Origin of the sequence: Paramicrobacterium agarici, assembly GCF_002563955.1 — a bacterium.
Taxonomy (GTDB): Bacteria; Actinomycetota; Actinomycetes; order Actinomycetales; family Microbacteriaceae; genus Paramicrobacterium; species Paramicrobacterium agarici.
Genome location: NZ_PDJE01000001.1, coordinates 3,086,314 through 3,102,637 on the forward strand (window position 1 = coordinate 3,086,314; position 16,324 = coordinate 3,102,637).

13 protein-coding genes are annotated in these 16,324 nt (G+C 65.2%); 3 read left to right on the top strand and 10 right to left on the bottom strand.

Annotation, left to right across the window (positions count from 1 at the left end; genetic code table 11):
• Positions 1 to 6 precede the first annotated feature (6 nt).
• From nagZ to ATJ78_RS15065, 5 genes are all read right to left on the bottom strand, one after another.
• Positions 7 to 1,488: a beta-N-acetylhexosaminidase gene (gene nagZ, locus ATJ78_RS15045; protein ID WP_245836349.1), complete on the bottom strand. Its 1,482-nt coding sequence runs from the start codon at positions 1,486 to 1,488 to the stop codon at positions 7 to 9.
• Positions 1,489 to 1,493: 5 nt separating this feature from the next.
• Positions 1,494 to 2,438, bottom strand: coding sequence for a carbohydrate ABC transporter permease (locus ATJ78_RS15050; protein ID WP_098408988.1), 945 nt, complete (start codon positions 2,436 to 2,438; stop codon positions 1,494 to 1,496).
• On the bottom strand, positions 2,435 to 3,385 hold the full coding sequence (locus ATJ78_RS15055) for a carbohydrate ABC transporter permease (RefSeq protein WP_098408989.1): 951 nt from the start codon (positions 3,383 to 3,385) through the stop codon (positions 2,435 to 2,437). Before ATJ78_RS15055 ends, ATJ78_RS15050 begins: the two co-directional genes overlap by 4 nt.
• Before the next feature lie 98 nt (positions 3,386 to 3,483).
• Positions 3,484 to 4,746 (bottom strand): extracellular solute-binding protein, encoded by a 1,263-nt coding sequence (locus ATJ78_RS15060; protein WP_245836350.1) that lies wholly within the window; start codon positions 4,744 to 4,746, stop codon positions 3,484 to 3,486.
• A gap of 73 nt (positions 4,747 to 4,819) precedes the next feature.
• Positions 4,820 to 5,974, bottom strand: a complete 1,155-nt coding sequence (locus tag ATJ78_RS15065) for an ROK family transcriptional regulator (RefSeq protein WP_098408990.1) — start codon at positions 5,972 to 5,974, stop codon at positions 4,820 to 4,822.
• A gap of 116 nt (positions 5,975 to 6,090) precedes the next feature.
• Between ATJ78_RS15065 and ATJ78_RS15070 the strand changes: the two genes are divergently transcribed.
• The 3 genes from ATJ78_RS15070 to ATJ78_RS15080 are packed head-to-tail and all read left to right on the top strand — an operon-like array spanning position 6,091 to position 7,316.
• Positions 6,091 to 6,516, top strand: coding sequence for a hypothetical protein (locus ATJ78_RS15070; protein WP_098408991.1), 426 nt, complete (start codon positions 6,091 to 6,093; stop codon positions 6,514 to 6,516).
• A gap of 44 nt (positions 6,517 to 6,560) precedes the next feature.
• Positions 6,561 to 7,010: a GNAT family N-acetyltransferase gene (locus ATJ78_RS15075; RefSeq protein ID WP_098408992.1), complete on the top strand. Its 450-nt coding sequence runs from the start codon at positions 6,561 to 6,563 to the stop codon at positions 7,008 to 7,010.
• 12 nt (positions 7,011 to 7,022) lie between these two features.
• Positions 7,023 to 7,316, top strand: coding sequence for an MGMT family protein (locus ATJ78_RS15080; protein ID WP_098408993.1), 294 nt, complete (start codon positions 7,023 to 7,025; stop codon positions 7,314 to 7,316).
• Between the two features lie 10 nt (positions 7,317 to 7,326).
• Here ATJ78_RS15080 and ATJ78_RS15085 read toward each other — a convergent pair whose 3' ends face one another.
• From ATJ78_RS15085 to ATJ78_RS15105, 5 genes are all read right to left on the bottom strand, one after another.
• On the bottom strand, positions 7,327 to 9,909 hold the full coding sequence (locus tag ATJ78_RS15085) for a polysaccharide lyase family 8 super-sandwich domain-containing protein (RefSeq protein WP_098409428.1): 2,583 nt from the start codon (positions 9,907 to 9,909) through the stop codon (positions 7,327 to 7,329).
• A 105-nt stretch (positions 9,910 to 10,014) separates the two neighbouring features.
• On the bottom strand, positions 10,015 to 11,076 hold the full coding sequence (locus tag ATJ78_RS15090) for a tellurite resistance/C4-dicarboxylate transporter family protein (RefSeq protein WP_245836351.1): 1,062 nt from the start codon (positions 11,074 to 11,076) through the stop codon (positions 10,015 to 10,017).
• A gap of 26 nt (positions 11,077 to 11,102) precedes the next feature.
• The gene (locus tag ATJ78_RS15095; RefSeq protein ID WP_098408994.1) at positions 11,103 to 12,920 is read right to left on the bottom strand and encodes an ABC transporter ATP-binding protein; all 1,818 of its coding nucleotides are present in this window, start codon (positions 12,918 to 12,920) and stop codon (positions 11,103 to 11,105) included.
• Complete coding sequence (locus tag ATJ78_RS15100) at positions 12,917 to 14,737, bottom strand: ABC transporter ATP-binding protein (RefSeq protein WP_098408995.1); 1,821 nt, start codon at positions 14,735 to 14,737, stop codon at positions 12,917 to 12,919. Before ATJ78_RS15100 ends, ATJ78_RS15095 begins: the two co-directional genes overlap by 4 nt.
• A 315-nt stretch (positions 14,738 to 15,052) precedes the next feature.
• Positions 15,053 to 16,258 (bottom strand): arginine deiminase-related protein, encoded by a 1,206-nt coding sequence (locus ATJ78_RS15105; protein ID WP_098408996.1) that lies wholly within the window; start codon positions 16,256 to 16,258, stop codon positions 15,053 to 15,055.
• Between the last annotated feature and the right edge of the window lie 66 nt (positions 16,259 to 16,324).

The window sequence follows — 16,324 nt, forward strand, 5'->3', positions numbered from 1 at the left end:
CGACGGCTACGACGCGGGCACGGCGACGTCGCCGAACAGCTCGCGCACGAGGGCAGTGCCGAGCAGCCGCGAAGCGCCGAACGTTGCGACGTCGGCGTATGCTCGATCGTCTGAGGGCCACCCCATGTCGACGGTCAGAACGCTGCGGCCCGTCGCACGCAGGGCGTCGATCACCGCAATCGCAGTCGCGTGGCGGTGGTTGCCCTTTCCGACGACGATGACGGTGCCGGCCGGCGCCTCGGCGTCGACGCGCTGGGCAACTCCTGCAGGGTCGTCGGCGGCGAGGTCCATGCGCGTGACGGGGGCGCCGCGCCACGGGTCGTCGAGGCTGAACGGACCCCAGGGCGCCGTTCCCACGGCGATGTTCGCGGGGGCATCGAGGCGCAGCACGGCGGCGGGCGTGCGCGCGGCGTCGAGCGCGTCAGCATCCACCTGTACCGAGATCGCCCGACCGGCTTCCTCGACCGCCGCGTCATCGATGAGGGCGCTGGCCGACCCGGCATCGCCGACGCTCGCTCGCGCCGCGAAGTCCCGCACGCGCTGCGCCGCCTGGTCGACACGGGATGCTGTGAGGCGCCCTGCCTCGACAGCATCCGCGATCGCCTGCTCGATCTGCCCCAGCTGTTCGTCGGTGTTCGCCGTGCCAATGCAGAGCAGATCAACCCCGGCGGCGAGCGAACGCACCGCCGCCTCGGGAATGCCGATCTCGCCACTTGCACCCGCCATGTCGAGGGCGTCGCTCACGATCAGACCCTCGAATCCGAGGTCGCCGCGCAGCAGCCCCTCGAGCACGGCGCTCGACATGGTGGCTGGGTGCTCGGCGTCGATCTGCGGCAGCATGATGTGGCTCGTCATGATCGATGCGACGCCCGCGTCGATCGCCGCGGCGAACGGCACGAGCTCGCGGCGCAGCAGCGTCTCGCGGTCGACGTCGAGAACGGGGAGGGCGATGTGTGAGTCGGCGTCGACATCGCCGTGTCCCGGAAAGTGCTTGGCGCACGCGGCAACCCCTGCGTCCTGCAGGCCGGTGACCCACGCGGCACCGTGCCGCGCGACGAGCTGCTCGTCTGCGCCGAAGCTGCGCACGCCGATCACGGGGTTCAGCGGGTTGGAATTGACGTCGACGCTCGGGGCGAAGTCGAGGGTGCAGCCCGTCGCGCGCAGCTCGGCGGCGACGGTTGCCGCGACGCGCGCCGTAACCGCGGTGTCGTCGAGGCGGCCGAGCACGGCGTTTCCCGGGTACGGCGAGCCCGTGGCATAGTGCAGCCGCGTGACGTCTCCGCCCTCCTCGTCGATCGCGACGATCGCACGAGGGTTCGCGTCGCGGATCTGATCGGTCAGGCGACGCAGCTGGGCAGCATCCTCAATATTCGGGCCGAAAATGCACACCCCGCCCAGGCCATCGCGAAGCCGCGCGGCGAGCCAGTCGGGCAGCGTCGTTCCTGCGAATCCGGGGAGCAGAGTTGTCGAGGCGGCAGCATGAGGCATACCTCTCATCCTTTCACTGCTCCCGCCACGAGTCCGCCGGTCATGCGGCCTTGCACGAAGAGGAAGAAGATCACGACGGGCAGAGCGAGCAGGGTCGACCCCGCCATGATCGCGGCCCAGTTTGTCGATTGCGTCGCCTGTTGAAAGGCACGCAACCAGATCGGCAGCGTGTACGAGCCGGGGCTCTGCATAATGATGAGCGCCATGAGAAACTCATTCCAGGCCTGAATGAACGCGAAGACGCCCGTCGAGATGAGGCCAGGCGCGAGCAGAGGAAACGTGACTTTCCAGAACGCCTGCGTGCGCGTGCAGCCGTCGATCATGGCTGCCTCTTCAAGGTCGGCGGGCACACCGGCAACGAAGCCACGCAGCATCCAGATGGTAAAAGGCAGCACGCCGGCGAGATACACGATCGTCAGGCCGATCACGGTGTTCAGCAGGCGCCACGAATCAACCATTCCGAAAATGGTGAACATGAGCGCTTCACCGGGAATCATCTGAATGATCAGCAGAGCGATGATGTACTGCCTGCGACCGCGAAACTTGAAGCGCGATACCGCGACCGCGCCGACGAACGCGAACACGAGGCAGATCAGCAGTGTCAGTCCCGTGACGGCAAGCGACATGACGAACGCGGAGGGAAAGTTCGCACGATCCGGCCGCGCGGGCTCGAACAGAACCGTGATGTAGTTGCGCAGCGTGAAGTTCTCGGGCCACCACTGCGGCGTCGGGCTGATCACGTCGGAGTTCGGCTTGAACGAGGTGTTCAGCATCCAGTACACCGGAAAGACCGAGCAGACGAACACGATGATCGAGACGACTCCCCACAGGGCATTCGCCGAGAAGCGCTTCAGCTCGCGCGTGGAAGAACGCCGGCGCAGAACCGGTGGCCGAACATCGGATGCTGCGGACCCGGGGTCCGTGGTCTCGACGCGCGTGGCGACACTCATATTTCTTCGTCCTTCACTGTCTTGCGCACGTAGTAGATCGAGATCACGAGCATCATGGCGACCATGATGAACGACACGGCGCCCGCAGCACCGAGGTTGCTGGAGCCGAGGTGAAAGATGTACGTGCCGAACACGTCGGTCTGACTCGAGATGCCGCCGAGCCCCTGCAGCGTGTACGCCTGCGTGAACACGCGCAGGTCCCAGATCATCTGCAGCACGGCGGTGATGAGCAGGATGCTGCGCAGGTACGGCAGCACGATGAATCCGAACCTCTTGACGGCGCCCGCGCCATCGAGCTGAGCGGCCTCGAGCACTTCGTCGGGAACCTGTGTGAGCCCCGCGTAGACGGTGAACGCCACGAACGGCACCGACATCCACGTGATGATGACCGTGAGCACGGCATAGAACGAGAGCGGGTCGATGAGCCACGAGTGTCCCGACCAGTTCGTCGTTCCGGTCACGGTGTTGAGCACCCAGTTGAGCAGACCGTACTTGGTGTCGACGATCCACCCCCAGACGACGACGGACGACACGGGCGGCATCGCCCAGGCCAGAAGCAGCCCGATCGAGATCAGCAGGCGGAAGAACGCGTTCACGCGCGTCATGAGAAGCGCGATCAGGATGCCGAGGCCCATCGTCGCGACGACGAGCACGGCCATGAGCGCGAAGCTGCGTCCGGCGACGGCCCAGAACGTGGGATCCGTGAGCGTGTCCGTGTAGTTCTTCAGCCCGATCCACTCGGGCGGCGCACCGAAGATCTGCGCCTTGCCGTATTTCTGAAACGAGTTGATCGCCATCTTGACCAGGGGATAACCGGTCATGACGAGCAGAATGAGAGTTGCGGGTGCCAGCATCAGCCAGGGCGTCACGCGTCTTCTGCGCGTGCGCTTCCTGTGCTGGCGAGGCGGCGCCGGTTGCGTCCGGGCCTCGCTGACCGCGGTGGTCATGCGTGCTCCTTCAATGTGCGTGGGCGAGCAGAGTGTGGTGTGACGAGCGATCTCGGTAGGGAGCCGAGACCGCCCGTCACGACCCGCGGGGACGCGGGTCAGCTGTTGAGGATCTCCTCGATCTCGGCGTCGAGGCCCCTCGCGATCTTTGTCACGTCCTTGCCCTGCGCGATCTTGACGAGAGCGTTCTTGATCACTTCGGACGCCTCGACGTCGGCCCACTTCGGCGCCGCCGGGGTGAGCCGGGCACTCTCTGCTGCTGCAGCGGCTGCAGCTGTCACCGCGTCATCGGGAAGCGCGTCTTTCGCTTCACTCGTCGCGGGGATCATGCCGTTCGCGGCGAGCAGCTCCTGGTACTCGACCGAGAGCATGATCTTCAGTGCCTCGTACGCGAGATCCTGGTTGGCGGAGTTGGCGGCGACAGCGATGTTCGAGCCTCCGGCGAACGCCTGCGCGGCACCGCCGTCCTTGCCCGGAAGAGCGAATGCCGTAGCATCCTTGCCGAATGTGTCTGGGCACCCCGGAGTGTCAGCGTCAGCTTCGGCCTTCAGCGATCCCATGAACCAGCTCGGTGCCGAGAGAAAGCCGACGTTGCCCTCGCAGAACGGAACCTGAGCGTTCGTCTCGTCGCCGTCCTTGGGAGCTGACGTCGCGTTCAGGTAGACGCTCTGCAGCTGCTCGAGACCGGCGATGCCGCCCTCGCTCGAGAAGCCGGCCTTCCATGTGCCGTCGTCTTGCTGCTCGGCAACGAAGCCGCCGTTCTCCCACACGTACGGGAGCATGTTGTACCAGTCCTTGCCCGGCGCGTAGATTCCCGAGGCGGTACCGGCCTCCTTCATGGCGATGCCTGCCTCGACGTACTCGTCGAACGTCGTCGGCACCTCACCGTCGAACACCTGAGGCGTGTAGAACACGACGCGCGCTCCGGAGTAGTACGGGTAGGCGTAGATCTTGCCGTCGTACGTTCCGGCCTCGACGAAGCCCTGCAGCAGGTTGTCCCCTCCGAGCTCGTCGTACTTGTCGGTAAGGTCGGTGAATGCGCCCGCCGAGGTGAACGCGGCCGCCTGGGTGTTTCCGATCTCGACGACGTCGGGAGAGTCGGAGCCCGACAGAGCTGTCGTGTACTTGTCGACGAGTCCGTTCCACTGCTGCTCTTCGATGACCAGGGTCGAGCCCGGATTCTGCTCTTCGAACGTCTCTTTCAGGTAGGTGCGCGCGTCGTCGGGCGTGTCGGTGCCGACGAGCCACACGCGAATCTCGGCCGAGCCGCCGTCAGAGGCTCCCTCCGCCGATCCGGAGCACCCGGCCAAAGCCAGCGCTGCGATGGCCGCGAGGGCCACAATGCCGGTTTTCCTCATCATGAGGTCCTTTCTCAAATGCGGGCGAGCTGTTGTGTCGCCACGTCGTTGTGGTGCGAATGCGTGCAGGGTTCTCTTACGAGACCCCCAGTTGTCCGGTGAGGACGAGAACCACGGCGCCGAACAGCACGTTGTCGCGTCCGAGCGTGGTCATCCTGAGCGACAGATCGTCGGGATCGCCGATCATCGTTCGCTCGAGGAGTGTGTCGTGGGCGGCGGCGAGAAAGTCGCCTCCCAGAAGGTGAGGCGGACCCGACAGCACGATGTCGGTCAGGTCGAGTGTGCGCACGATCGGCGCGAGAGCGATGCCGAGGTGCTCCCCCGCTTCACGGAGGAATGCTGACCGCTCGGCCTCGCCCGTGAGTCGTTCGCGCTCCGCAGCCAGCCGTGGCACGCCGACCCAGGCTTCGAGGCACGCTGCACGTCCGCAGCGGCACATCGGGCCCCCGCTCGTGCCGACGGTGACATGACCGATCTCGCCATCCCAGAAGCGGCTTCCGCGGTACGTTGCGCCGCCGACGATGACTCCGGCTCCGACGCCGTGGCCGATGCGCACGAGCATGATGTCGTCGCTGTCGACGTCGGCGAAGCTGTGCTCCGCGAGCACGGCCACGTTCACGTCGTTCATGACGGTGACAGGCAGCCCCGTGCGCTCCGCGATCGCTGCCCGAAGGTTCACGTCCGTCCACCCGAGACTCACGGCCACGCGCACAATCCCGAGATCGTCGACGACCCCCGGGGTGCCGACCCCGACGCCGAGCAGTGGCGCCGTCGCTCGACCACGCGCGTCGTCGACGACGGCGAGCGCTTTGGCAAGAGCGTCGTCTCCCGTGGCTCCGTCGATGGGAATCTCGCAGGTCTCGATGAACTCGCCACCGAGGTTGACGACGGCGGCGCGAAAGACATCGTCGTCCGAGAGATCGACGGCGACCATCTGATGTCCCTCGCGATCAATGTTGATCATGGTCGCGCGCTTCCCAGGGCGAGATTCATCGCGCAGGCCTTGCTCGACGACGAACCTGTCCTCGATCAGCTCGGCGACGAGATCAGAGACGGTCACCCGCGTCAGATCGGTCGACCGCGCGATGTCCGCGCGACTCATCGGCCCTTCGCGGTACAGCAGCTGGAGCACGAGCGATCGATTGTGCGCCCGCGTGTACTCGGGCAGCAGTTTGCTGCTCGGGCGCAGTGCGCGAGCGGCGCCGATTCGGCCAGCATCCTTGGCGGTCATATTTGTTAGTGAACCGTACTAACAATCAAATTGCAAGTTGTCTCCGAGAACAGAGGTTCTTCTCACCCCCACACGGTGAGGAGGAATCGACTAGCGTCGATGCAGGGGGGGGAATCATGACGTCACGCACCGCACCACTCGCGCTCGCTCTCACGCTCGTCGCGGGCGCTGCGCTTGCGGGCTGCGCCCCGAGCCAGTCGAAGAGCGACGCCTGCGACATCTTCAGCAGCGCCGACCTCGCTCTCGTCGATGCGATCACGAGTTCGAGCGGGTCGCTCATCGACGATCCCGCGACAGCTCGCGACGATCTCGACGACGCCGTGAGCACGTTCGCGAAGGACGTCTCGTCGATCTCGCACCCCGAGGTGAAGACCTCTGTCGATGCCATGACCGACGCGCTCAAAGACTTCAACAGCCAATTCGGGGATGCTGCCGAGGCCGCCGCCGAGAACCCGGAATCCGTCGACAACCAGGCGCTCTCCGAGAGCCTGAACGCTGCCGAGAAGGCTGAGGCAGGCGTCGTCACGGCGTGCAATTCATAGCCGTGCTCTTTCGGTCGAGGGGCCGATGCGGCTAGCCTTGGAGCATGTCTGAGATGCGAGTGGTGGAACTGTCGGCGTCGACGATCGTGGCGGTCAACGCCCTGTCGCTGCGGCCTGGCCAAGAGCAGTTCGTCGCTCCTGTCTCGTATTCCGTTGCCGCAGCCGTGACGAATCCGGCAACGACGTGGCAGCGCGTGGTGCTCGACGGCGACGAAGTCGTCGGCTTTGTGCAGGGCAACTTCGACCACGAGATGGACGACTATTTCAAGAGCGTGCTCTGGCGCATCAACGTGGACGCCGAGGCTCAGCGGCAGGGCGTCGGCAAGTTTGCCGTCGAGGCTCTTGCGGCAGAGGCGCGTGACCGCGGCTTCGGGCATCTGAACGTCATGTACGAACCCGGCGAGGGCGGCCCCGAGAAGTTCTTTCTCGCCGTCGGCTTCGAGCCTGTCGACGAAACCGAGTACGGCGAGGTCGTCGGCCGGCTCAGCATCTGACCGACTGCTCACGTGAACGAGGACTTCGTCGAGGCGGTTCTCTCCGTCGTCGAGGAGATACCGCCGGGCAAGGTGATGAGTTACGGCCAGGTCGCCGCGCAGTTCGGCTCACGGTCAGCGCGCGGCGTCGGCTGGGTCATGTCGCGGTACGGCAGCGATGTGCCGTGGTGGCGCGTCGTACAGGCGTCGGGAAAGCCGCCGAGCTGTCACGAGAACTCTGCGCGCGAGCACTATGACGCAGAGGGCACTCCCCTGCGCCTGACGGGAGCGGCGTACCGCCTCGATCGCTCGGCGTTCGTGGCGTGAGACGCCGACCTTAGACGATGCCGCGCCCCCGCACCGTGACCGTGATCGTCGCGCCGTAGGCGTGACGCGTCGTGAAGTCCAGGCGCGTGGCACCTTTCACGCGATGTGCTGTGACGTGGGGGTGCTCGTCGTCGAGGACCGCGCGATTGTCGGGAATCGTAATGCTCACCGTGTCGCGCGCGAAGGTCGGATCCGAGACGGCGATGACCGTGCGGCCCCTGTCGGCGTTCTGCGCCAGAACAGCCGCCGGACCATCGACGGTGAGCTTACCGATCTCGTGCTCACCCGTGGAGAACACGTTGATGCCGAGCAGGCCGAGCCCGTCGTGCCGCACGGCATGAACGTCATCGCTGTGCTCGACGATCTGCGGCTCGGAGCGTCGATTCGCAAGCGACTCGGCCGTGGCGCCGGGAACGATGGCGTAGGCCAGCATCCCGGATTCTGAGCCAGCAGCCCGTGTCTCGGAGAGATCGAAGACGGTCTTCGAGACGAGCGTGTCGGAGTTTGACGTGCGAATGAACCGATGGCTGCGCTCCACGGACTCAAGTCGAACATCGATCGTGTTGTCGGTGTAGAACACGTAGCCGAGCGCGTTTCCGCGTGTCTCGTTCGCATAGCGCAGCCAGCCGGGCGACGACATGGTGCCTGCGCCTGACACGGGGCTTCCGTCCCGCGTCTCGCCGCTGATGCTGACGGCATCGGCGGTGCCGGCCATACGACTGTCGAGCGTCGTCACCGTCGCTCGGTCGTGTTCATCGCCGATGCCCGAGGCGACAACCACGATTTCGTCGTCGAACATGAACCACGACTTCGTGGAGCGTGAGTTCGCGTAGACGACAAAATCGTCGGGCAGATCCCCGGCCTGCTTCGCCGCGTACGCGGCATCGTCTGACTGCTGCATGCCCGCGACGGCATAGGCACCGAGAGTCGTTCCCCCTGAGTACGCGTTCGTACCGAGCGGGAAGTAGACATAGGTGTTCTGCTTGACCGACGACGACGTGAAACCGGCATCCGGATTGTCATAGTACGGGGTGCCGTAGAGCTCTGGAATCGTGGCACGGTCTTCAACCGGCGCCGTCACTCCGGCCAGTTGCATGGCATCGGTGACCGTGAAGTAGTCGACACCGAACGCCTCCGTCTGGTCGTCTCCCGCGAGATACAGATAGTGCGCGCCGTCGCCTTGAAACCACGGCCTCAGATTCTCACCGCTCATGTACTCGTACTTGCTCACGCGCTCTGAGCTGCGGGCGAGCGCGAAGGTGTACGCGCCGCGGTGGTGCACGTGGCGATCCATCGCGTTGTAGGCGAACGTGGCCGACTCGGGCACGAGGTTCTGAGGCGAGATCGAGCCGTCGGACACGGTCGCCGCGTACCGAACGATGTTCGCCGGATCCGAGAAGGACTCGGGTGCGATGCTCATGTGTGCCAACCCGTGCAGGTAGGCGACGTACGCGTTGAGCTTGGCGGCCGATTCCTCGGTGGCGAGGGCCGAGAGAGCGACCACCGACTCGACGACCTTCGTCGCGTTCGTGTAGCCCGTGGCTGTGCGCGACACCGCGCGGCCCTTGATCATCTCCATCATCCAGCCCTCGACGATGACGGGCGAGAAACTGGTCGCCAGCCAGTCGTTGATGCGCGACTCGAGGTCAGGCTCTGTGGAATACGAGGTTCCGTCGAGCATCGCGATCGTTGTGGTCACGCGCTCGAGAAGCCCGATTCCGTAGCTTCCCGTGTAGGCGACAGACGAATGCTGAATGAACGAGCCATCCGCGTAGAAGCCGTCTGTCACGCCATGCTGCAGGTGATACGGGTCGATGATCTGGTAGACCGTGAGCTGATCGGAGATCGCCTTCGTGATGCGCGCGGAGTCCCCCACGACGGCGCCCTGCACGATGCGGTTCGTCGTGATGTCGGCCAGATTGGCTCCCGTGTGAAAGCGCGAATCGAGATCGACGTCGCCGTCTATGCCGTTGCGCAGGTATTTGTCCATCGCGCTGACGTACTGGCTTGCAAGCTCTGGGTCTGCCTCGGCGACGTCTGCGTGCACGAGGGCGAGGGTGCGACCGACGTGCGTCGGTATGCCGATCTCCCAGTTGTACCAATTGCCGTAGTAACCGGCATCCTGGTCTTCGAAGTAGGTGTCGAACAGCCACCTCAAACCCGAGATGACCCTGCGCGCTGCATCGGCATTGCGGCTCAGGTCGTCGGGAACCGACGCCGCAGCCGGGACCGGCATGGCAATGGCGACGGCGATCTCGAAGAGGCGCTGATACGTCGTCTCGAGGTTGCGGTCATTGCTGCCGAGCTCGAGGCCGGGAAAGAGCTCCGTCGTCGGGTCGGACACCAGGGCATCGAGGTTCTTCTTCGCCGTCGCGTAGAGCTTCTCGAGCTTGGGTTGCACGTCGGCTGCAGCATTCGTCTCGCTCGTACCCGCGAGGCTGGCCACGATGTTCTCGAGCAGCGCGCTGCCGCCCTCGGCGACCGTGGCGTTGCGCGGACTCGCGGCGAAGGCGAGCTGAGGGGCGGGAAAAGCGGCGGCGAGCGCAGCCACCCCCGTCGCGGTGAGAACGGTTCGACGGCTGACACTGCGCATGCGCACTCCCTTGGTCTCCTCGGCACTGAGGTCGCGACCACCCACGATCGGGTGTCACATCGGACAGCGTACCCGAAAGGAGGGAAAGCGCATACCCTGCGCGCCTCAGGCCGAGAGCGATGCCGTGCGTCGCAGCCGGAGCTCCCGAATGAACGTCACGATCAGCCAGACGAAGACAACAGCCCAGACCGCGAGGGCGGCCCAGAGAAAGCGACTGCCGATCCAGCCCACGATGGGGAGATTGTCGGCCTCGCCGAGGTAGATTCCCGCGACCGCATACATGCCGAGCGGAAAGACCATACTCCAGAGGGAAGCCTCGTAACGCAGAGGAACGTGCTTGATCTTGTGGCGCCACAGCCCGATGCCGATGAGTGCGGGAATGAGCCAGGTCGCGAAGGCCCAGAACACGACGGCGGCTGCTGCAACCGGGGCTCGAACCACACTCACCATGGCGGTATCGGTCATCTCGACGATACGAGATCCCGCGAGCACGGTGATCGCCCCGGCACCCATCGTCACCCAGTACGGCGGCCCGAGCTCCGCGGCCGGAATTCCCCGCGTCAGCAGCCGGATGACGACGGCACAGCCGATGACGCCGTACAGAATAAGACCGATCCCCCACGACAGCACGGCGACGATGGAGAGTGCGTCACTGAGGCCGTGCGGCATTTTCGGCTCAAGGGAGGCGGAGAGCACGGCGAGCGATTGACTCGCCACCGACCAGATGAACCATGTCCCGTTGAGCCCGGCGAGAATGTCGGCGCCCTGGTGGCGCCCGATCACGAGCCCCGGAATAACGTAGCCGAGCACGAGCCACGCGGCAAAGCTCACCGCGAGAAGCACGAGTGGAACGGTCACGCTGCCGTCCTGCGCCGCGATCCGGGCGCCGAGCACGTTGGTTCCAGCCACGAACGTGAAGAACGAGAATCCGTTGTGCGCCGTCGAAAAGTCGTCGACAACTCGACGAGGGTAACGGATGCCGCGCCACACTGTGAGCACGACGAGAATCAGATACGCGGCGGCAGTGATGACCAGCAGAATGACCGACAGCACGTCGATTCCCTCGAAGTGCAGCCCGAGGGAGATGATTCCCGTCGCCATGACGAATGCGAAGGCTCCAGGCGGAAGATTCCGCACGGCGATCCGTGATTCTGCTGGCGACTCCACACAGCCAGCGTAGCGGCAGCCTCGACCTACACGAGGGAGTCGCGCCACGCGGCGTGAAGTTGCGCGAACCTTCCGGTTCCGCCGATCAGCTCAGCCGGAGACCCATCTTCGACGATGCGCCCGTGCTCCATCACGAGCACACGATCGGCGATCGCAACCGTCGAGAGCCGGTGGGCGATGATCACGGCTGTGCGGTCGGCCAGCAGTGTCTGCAGCGCCTCTTGAACGAGCCGCTCGCTCGGAATGTCGAGCGACGCCGTCGCCTCGTCGAGGATCAGCACGGCCGGATCGGCGAGAAACGCCCGAGCGAACGAGACAAGCTGCCGCTGCCCGGCGGAGACGCGCCCGCCGCGCTTGTTCACGTCGGTGTCGTACCCGTCCGGGAGATCCTCGATGAACTGATGGGCACCGACAGCGCGCGCGGCCTCCATGATCTCGTCACGCGTCGCATCCGGTCGCCCAAGCGCGATATTGTCGGCAACCGTGCCCGAGAACAGATATGCCTCCTGCGTGACCATCACGATCGCACGCCGAAGATCCTTCGGGTGCATGCGGCGCAGATCGACGTCGTCGAGCAGCACCGCTCCTTCACTCGGATCGTAGAAACGCGAGATGAGCTTGGCGAGCGTCGACTTGCCTGCTCCCGTCGACCCGACGAGCGCGATCGTCTGACCGGCCGGAATGTCGAGCGAGAAGCTCGGCAGCACCGTTGTCTTGTCGTTGTACGCGAACGTCACGTCATCGAAAGTGACACGTCCTTTCGCCGTCCAGAGATCGATGGGCGTTGTCGGATCGGGAACGCTCGGACGCTCCTCAAGCACGCCCGAGATCTTCTCGAGCGCCGCTGCGGCCGACTGGTAGGCGTTGTAGAACATCGCCATCTCTTCCATCGGGTCGAAGAAGCGTCGCACGTACAGCACGGCCGCCAGCAGAGCGCCGATCTCCATGTAGCCGCCGACCACGCGGAACCCGCCGACGAGCAGAACCGCGGCGACCGCGAGGTTGCCGATCATGATGATGCCTGGCTCGTAGATGCCGAAAAGCTGAATGGTGCGGGCGTTGATGTCGCGGTAGTCCTCGACGAGCCGCCCGAACTCCTTTTCATTGCGCTTCTCTTTGCGGAACGCCTTGACGGCTCGAATGCCGGTCATGGACTCCACGAAGTGCACGATCACCCGCGCTGACAGAACGCGCGACTGCCGGAACATGACTTGCGAGCGCTTCTGGAACCAGCGCGTCAGGAAGTACAGCGGAACGACGGACCCCACGACGACGAGACCGCTCGTCCAGTCGAGCAGAAACAGCGCGCCGAAGATGAACCCCATGTAGAGGATCCCGTTCACGAGCTGGCTGATGCCCTCGTCGAGCAGCTGCTTGATCGCGTCGAGGTCGCTCGTCTGGCGCGAGATGATGCGCCCCGATGTGTAGGACTCGTGAAACTCGAGGCTGAGCTTCTGCGTGTGCTGAAACACGCGCATGCGCAGATCGAGAAGAACCGCCTGACTGACGCGCGCGCTCGCGACGACGTAGCTGGCCATGAACGTCGCTGCAGCGAGCGCGGTCACGAGGTACACGACCCCGACGCCGAGAGCCGGAAGCCAATCGGCGCGCTCGAGCACGGCGGGAAGCGCCGTGTCGATGCCGAACGCGATCAGGGCGGGACCGGCGACGCTCGCGGCCGTCGAGATGATCACGAGGATCATCGCGGCGACGACGCGCTTGCGCAGCGGCTTCAGCAGCGAGCCGAGAAGGCGAAGCGACCTCTGCCGAATCTGCCTGCTCTCTTCTTTCGTGAGGTCTCCGCGCTCTTCGCCCGAGACCCCGTGCACCGTCGCGGTGCTCATTGTGCGACCTCCTCGCGTTCGCGCTTCTCTTCGTCTTCGAGAGAAGAGATCACGAACCTGTAGTGCTCGTTGCGCGCGAGCAGTTCTGTGTGGGTGCCGACGTCGACGATTCGCCCGTTCTGCATGAGGGCGACCCGATCGGCGAGCGCCACCGTCGACGGCCGGTGCGCCACGATGAGCGCTGTTGTCGAGGCCAGCACACGCCGCAGCGCAGCCTCGACCAGCGCCTCCGTGTCGACGTCGAGTGCCGAGAGCGGGTCGTCGAGAACGAGCACCGACGGTGCTGCCGCAACGGCCCGGGCAAGCGCGAGGCGCTGCCTCTGCCCGCCCGAGAGACTCAAGCCCTCTTCACCGACCAGCGTGTCGACGCCGTACGGGAGATCGTGCACGAACTGGGCCTGCGCGATGCCGATCGCCTCGTCGAGCACGCGCTGGGCTTCGTCGCTGTCGAGATCGAGGTCTTCGCGACCCAGCAGAACGTTGTCACGCACGGATGCTGAGAACAGCGTCGCATCTTCGAAGGCCATGGCAATGTGCCGCCGAAGCTCGCCGCGCGTCAGGTTGCGCACGTCGACGCCGTCGAGCAGCACGGCCCCACCCGTGAGGTCGTAGATGCGCGTGGTGAGCGACGTGAGCGTCGTCTTGCCGCATCCGGTCAGCCCGACCAGAGCCATGGTCTCCCCCGGCTGGATCGTGAGATTCACCCCGTCGATCAGGTCGGGATAGCGGGCGGGAGAGTCGGCGAAACGAAAGTGCGCGTCGGCGAACTCGAGACGCCCCTGCGGGTTCTCGATGGTCTCGGGATACTCGGGGTCGGTGATCGTGTTCACCTCGTCGAGCACCTCGAAGACGCGGTCGATCGCGGTGCGCGTGTCGAACGTCATCGAGAGCAGAAAGCCGATGGACTCGATCGGGAATCGCAGAACCGTTGCTGTGGCAAAGAACGCGAAGAGCTCCCCCACGTCGATCTGCCCCTGCGACGCAAGCCAGATGCCCGCAACGAGGCACAGGCCGAACCCGATGTCGGGCAGAAGAATCAGCCAGTACCAGATGCCGGCGATCGCCTTCGCCTTTTCGATTTCGACGCCCCGCAGGCTTTCGGCGCGAACAGAGAAGCCCTTGAGCGCATGCTTGCCGCGACCGAACGCCTTGAGCACGCGGATGCCGTGAACGGACTCTTCGACGTTCGTTGCGAGGTCGCCCGCCTGGTCCTGGCTGCGTCGCGCGATCGTCGAGTACCTCTTCTCGAAGGCGTACCCGTAGATCCACACAGGAATCGCGCAGATCAAGAAGATGGTGCCGAGCAGCCAGTGCCATGTGAACAGCACGACGGTGCCGATCACGATCGTCAGAATGTTGACGACGAGCAGCACGATGCCGAACGACAGCCAGCGGCGGATCATGTTGAGGTCCTGCATCATGCGTGACAGCAGCTGGCCCGACGGCCACCGGTCGTGGAACGCGACCGGAAGATCCTGAAGCTGGCGGTAGATCTCATTGCGCATCTTGGCCTCGACCGTTGTGCCGGGAAGCAGCACGAACCAGCGGCGCAGGGCGATCATGGCCGCCTCGAGAACACCGAGCGCCAGAATGAGCCCCACAGCGGGCCAGATCTCGGCAGGATCGCGCTGCGCGAGGGCACCGTTGACGAGGCGCTCGAGCACCATGGGAATGATGAGCGCGACGATCGAACCGAGCAGCGCGGCGATCATGCCGAGCGAGATGCGCGGCAGGGCGTGCTTGGCGAAGGGGTAGATGCGCCAGATCGCCTGCACGGTGTTGAGGTCTGATTTTCGCGTGGCTTCAGTGCCGGACATAGTGGTGAGTCTCGCTTGTGGTTCTGACAACGGTCATGACGGACGGCGGACGCCGGTGCGCGCCGTGGGAGTACGGGCCGGAGTTCTCCGGCTCGGTGCGGGTTGCGGGAGAGGCTGGCGCTACATGGCGCCGACGGGGCCGGAATATCCGACGACCGCGCGGGCTCGGAGGAGACGACCGCTCGGCTGCTGCCCAGAAATGGCAATCGACATGTCGGCCTCCCTACGTACTCGTGGATCGTGCTGCATGACCGCTGGTCAGCACGCAGCCTTTTAGACTAGACGAGTTCTGTTCGCAGGCGCAAGAGGTGTTTTTCAGCGCACCCGAACAGAGAGGCATGTCACCGAACCGCCGAGCTTCTCGAACTCCGAGATGTCGGCGGTGACGACCGTGTAGCCGAGGTCTTCAAGCAGATCGGCCGTCTTGGGGGCGGATGCTGCGAGCAGCACCGTGTCGTCGGTGAGTACGACGACCGCTGCCCCTGCGGGCTCAGGAGCCGCGATGAACCCAGGAAACAGGCCGATCTCGTCGATCGACGAGGGGTCGCCGATGAACGTGCCGTCGGGAAGCGCCGTGATCGCTGCCTTGAGGTGGTGGACCTTGCTCATGGGAGCCGCGACAACGGAGTAGCCGTACGGGGCGGCAATGCTGCGCAGCTGGCGGATGCCCTCGGCGTTCGTGCGCTCCGTGCGCCCGACGTACAGCGTGTCGCCGACGAGCAGGGCGTCGCCGCCCTCGAAGGTGCCGGGGTCCATGACCCGCTCCACGGTGAATCCGAGGTCTTGCACCGTCTCTTCGATGCCGTCGAGCTCACGCCGCCTGGTCTCGTCGACCGGGCGCGTGATGATCGCGAGGTCATCGAGCAGAACCACGCCGTCTTGCACGAACACGGAGTCGGGAAGCTCGCTCGCGAACGGAACCTCCCGCGTCGTCCAGCCGTTGTCTTCGAACGCCGCCGTGTAGGCATCCCACTGCTTGTCCGCGAGGTCCGAATCGATGAGCGCCTCGGTCTCGTCGTCGCTCTCGGTCAGCGCCGTCGCCGGCAGCCGCACGAGGGCGATGCGCCGCTCGGCGGCGCGAGGCGCTTCGCGGTAGCCGACGGTCGCCGCGTAGACGGCACGGCCGGCGGTGGGAACGCCGATGAACACGGCGAGCGCGTAGATGGCATTCGTGCTCGTGAGCGTTGCCACGATGAGCCCGAAGATCTCGCCCGACATCGAGCCGCCCTGCTGCAGCGTGGTGAGGATGACGCCGACAACCGGGGCGACGATGCCGACGACGATGCCGGCGGGCAGAGCCCACTTCCAGCTCGTCAGCGCCCCCAGCATCCCCGCAATGAATAGCAGCAGAAATGTGAAGAGGCTCGCGAGAATGAAGTACGAGCTTGCCGGGCCGATGATGGTCGGCTGCATCTGGTTGACGAGAAAGAACGCTGTCACCGCGGCAACGTGAGCGAGAAGTGCGACGAGAACGGCGGATGCGAGCGACGCGATGACGCGGCGGGCCCAGGTGACAGTCATGACAAAGAGCCTACGGGATGCGCGGGGCCGGGCACGCCACGCGCCCGGCCCCGCTGATCGGATTCA

Coding starts and splice junctions, on each gene's coding strand:
- nagZ (WP_245836349.1), bottom strand. CDS start 1,488: ATGCCTCATGCTGCCGCCTCGACAACTCTGCTCCCCGGATTCGCAGGA.
- ATJ78_RS15050 (WP_098408988.1), bottom strand. CDS start 2,438: ATGAGTGTCGCCACGCGCGTCGAGACCACGGACCCCGGGTCCGCAGCA.
- ATJ78_RS15085 (WP_098409428.1), bottom strand. CDS start 9,909: ATGCGCAGTGTCAGCCGTCGAACCGTTCTCACCGCGACGGGGGTGGCT.
- ATJ78_RS15065 (WP_098408990.1), bottom strand. CDS start 5,974: ATGACCGCCAAGGATGCTGGCCGAATCGGCGCCGCTCGCGCACTGCGC.
- ATJ78_RS15075 (WP_098408992.1), top strand. CDS start 6,561: ATGTCTGAGATGCGAGTGGTGGAACTGTCGGCGTCGACGATCGTGGCG.
- ATJ78_RS15070 (WP_098408991.1), top strand. CDS start 6,091: ATGACGTCACGCACCGCACCACTCGCGCTCGCTCTCACGCTCGTCGCG.
- ATJ78_RS15095 (WP_098408994.1), bottom strand. CDS start 12,920: ATGAGCACCGCGACGGTGCACGGGGTCTCGGGCGAAGAGCGCGGAGAC.
- ATJ78_RS15100 (WP_098408995.1), bottom strand. CDS start 14,737: ATGTCCGGCACTGAAGCCACGCGAAAATCAGACCTCAACACCGTGCAG.
- ATJ78_RS15055 (WP_098408989.1), bottom strand. CDS start 3,385: ATGACCACCGCGGTCAGCGAGGCCCGGACGCAACCGGCGCCGCCTCGC.
- ATJ78_RS15105 (WP_098408996.1), bottom strand. CDS start 16,258: ATGACTGTCACCTGGGCCCGCCGCGTCATCGCGTCGCTCGCATCCGCC.
- ATJ78_RS15060 (WP_245836350.1), bottom strand. CDS start 4,746: ATGATGAGGAAAACCGGCATTGTGGCCCTCGCGGCCATCGCAGCGCTG.